Origin of the sequence: Cytobacillus sp. Bac17, from assembly GCF_024519925.1 — a bacterium.
Classification (GTDB): domain Bacteria; phylum Bacillota; class Bacilli; order Bacillales; family Cytobacillaceae; genus Cytobacillus; species Cytobacillus pseudoceanisediminis.
The window spans coordinates 1-2,142 of sequence record NZ_JALJRC010000072.1; the positions used below are offsets into that span (position 1 = coordinate 1).

At 35.8% G+C, this 2,142-nt stretch carries 3 protein-coding genes; all 3 read right to left on the reverse strand.

Features of this window, described 5'->3' with window-relative positions; genetic code table 11:
- Positions 1–264: 264 nt before the first annotated feature.
- On the reverse strand, positions 265–639 hold the full coding sequence (locus NR125_RS29110; protein ID WP_019379504.1) for a hypothetical protein: 375 nt from the start codon (positions 637–639) through the stop codon (positions 265–267).
- A gap of 94 nt (positions 640–733) precedes the next feature.
- The gene (locus NR125_RS29115; protein WP_256816840.1) at positions 734–1,321 is read right to left on the reverse strand and encodes a hypothetical protein; all 588 of its coding nucleotides are present in this window, start codon (positions 1,319–1,321) and stop codon (positions 734–736) included.
- A gap of 186 nt (positions 1,322–1,507) precedes the next feature.
- Positions 1,508–1,870 (reverse strand): hypothetical protein, encoded by a 363-nt coding sequence (locus tag NR125_RS29120; protein ID WP_256816841.1) that lies wholly within the window; start codon positions 1,868–1,870, stop codon positions 1,508–1,510.
- Positions 1,871–2,142: the final 272 nt, after the last annotated feature.

A 2,142-nucleotide genomic window follows, 5' to 3' on the forward strand; every position in this document is an offset into this window, starting at 1 on the left:
AATATTTAGGGCAGATGCGATACGATCGGCTCGAGCTTTACTATCATCTTTGGTAACAACGTCTTTTTTGTTGATATACACATCAGATAGTAGAAGAACTAAGAAAGTTATAATTAAAATAGAAATAAATTTTAATTTTTTCATTGTATTCCCCCCCTTTAAATTCATTTTACCAAATTACCCCAATCTCTTGTTGAACTATCCTGCCCCTTTTGTGCAAACAGCAGCCAGTCCTTAAGCTCTTACACCCTTTAGATCAAGTAGTTACTTTCTGGCATTGTTATATACTTCTTTTATCAATGGATATATGGTTTTAAAATTGTATACTAAGTCATCTACTGTTTTTATTGGTCTAACGAACCCGACATTGTATACTCCCCATCTCTCGTTGTCAGCTTCAATACACGTAGATATATATGGCTTTTCAGCCAGTTCCCATATAATACCTGCCCTGCTACCATTAGGTGCTTGAACAAAACCATCACCAAACGTACAGCCTACTTCTTCATCAAAATCAAAGTGATCAGTTATTTCACCATATGTAAACCCATCTGTTTCTGTCTCCCAAATTAGGGGATGCCTGTAATACACCCTACTGGCAATCATTTGCCTTATTCGGTTCCAAATATTTATTTTCATCACGATTCCCCCATTCGGAACTTCCTTTTGATTTAATATTGCCTGCCCCGTTTCTACAATGAGAAAATTCAAGATAGAAAGGCATCAATCGTTCTTATGTCAATGCCCCCGCTCTCGGTTGAAGCACCTTGATCTCTAAATCAATTTCGTACTCTTTAGGAATATGGTTTAACAATTTTATTGTGCCATTGATTTTATTATCGTTTGTAATTACGGTGTATCCAACTTCACGTATTTCAATTAACGCTGCTACCTTATCCCAATTAAGATTAGGGAACTCAGTTGGATGATCCCAATGCACATCTGGATATAAGTCATCATAAAGGATGTTTTCACCTTGGAACATAAACGAGCCAAAACCATTACAAGCAAACCACTCACAATATTCGGTTATTAGTTTTAATTGAGCATTAGAATCTACTTTAAGAATCACCCACTTACTTTTTTTATAAATATGATATTCGATTTGAAGCTGTTCCATCTTTCCTGTTTCTTCATCATCAATAAACACCGTTGGTAAAACAAAGAATAAAGGAAACTTGAAAGTACCTTTTATAAAGTTATAAGTAAACCCTTCAAAATCTCTTAACATAACTCCAATACTCAAAACTGCGAAATCTTTCTCTCTATACTTAATTGAGTTAATTATACTTTTATGACTATATTGAATGAATACCGACATTTACATCACTTCCTACCATTACGTTAATCACTCTTGCTATTTTTTCATTTATTGAATTATCCTGCACCGTATTATTCAATAACTACAAAAAAGACGTTAATCCTTCATGGATCAACGCACCTATTTTCAATAAGAGAATCCCTGAGAGGTTTTTATCTGCTCGGTATCCTCTTCCAATACTCGACATCACGCGAAAGCATATTTGAACAACCCGTAGTACAGAGGTCCGACCATGACAATAAATGTAACTAACATCCAGATTCTCCTCACCACAACCGGCATTTCCTCCAGGAGTTCTTCCCCTTCATAACCTTTTAGAAGCATCGTGAACGATAAATCCCAAACAAAGGCTGCCACGGATACAAACTTCCAGACAGTAGGACTCAGGATAGCTGTTTCCGTTACGTATCCGAAAAGACCAATCCAAGTAATGATGGATACGACGAAATCTATTTTGGAAAGCTTTGTCTTATATTGTCCTCTTATTAAAAAAGTGAGAGATGCTGTCGCTAGCAACCCCAAATAAATTGTCCATAAAACGTCAACCATATATACTCCTCATTTTTTCATATTATTTTGATATTTGTTTGCCTTGCTGTCACGTCCCTCCGCTATTATAGCTAATCAGGCTCATAAACAATATATTAAATTTTATCCATATTCTAAGCATGTCTAGAGAGGGAATGGATATCACAATAAGGATTATTGGGTTGTCCTTATTCAACTAAATGCCCTGTTAGTTTATAAAGAAAAAAAACTGCTCGATTGGTCTTGTCCCTGTCAAGTAGACAACATAAAAAGCTAAGCAGTGAGCGCGTGTC

Coding starts and splice junctions, on each gene's coding strand:
- NR125_RS29110 (WP_019379504.1), bottom strand. CDS start 639: ATGAAAATAAATATTTGGAACCGAATAAGGCAAATGATTGCCAGTAGG.
- NR125_RS29115 (WP_256816840.1), bottom strand. CDS start 1,321: ATGTCGGTATTCATTCAATATAGTCATAAAAGTATAATTAACTCAATT.
- NR125_RS29120 (WP_256816841.1), bottom strand. CDS start 1,870: ATGGTTGACGTTTTATGGACAATTTATTTGGGGTTGCTAGCGACAGCA.